This window comes from Serratia sp. PGPR-27, from assembly GCF_022678525.1.
Lineage (GTDB): Bacteria > Pseudomonadota > Gammaproteobacteria > Enterobacterales > Enterobacteriaceae > Serratia > Serratia nematodiphila.
Genome location: NZ_JALBYS010000095.1, coordinates 1 through 251 on the forward strand (window position 1 = coordinate 1; position 251 = coordinate 251).

At 66.9% G+C, this 251-nt stretch carries 1 pseudogene; it reads left to right on the plus strand.

What is annotated here, in order from left to right:
• Window positions 1-251, plus strand: a pseudogene (locus MMS95_RS24160) (membrane-bound PQQ-dependent dehydrogenase, glucose/quinate/shikimate family); the annotation flags it as partial.

Genomic DNA, 251 nt, shown 5'->3' on the forward strand with positions numbered 1-251 from the left:
GGCTGACGCTGACCATTGGCGGAGGCCAGCTGATCATGCTGGGCGGGTCCGCCTATTATCTGATCGTCGGCCTGTTGATGATCGTGTCGGGCGGGCTGCTGGCCTTGCTCAGACCGTTGGGCGCCTGGCTCTACATCGCCATCTTCATCGGCACCGTCGTCTGGGCGCTGTGGGAGGTCGGGCTGAACGGCTGGGCCCTGGTCCCGCGCGTGGTGGCGCCGCTGGTGCTGTTGATCGCGGTGGTCCTCAGC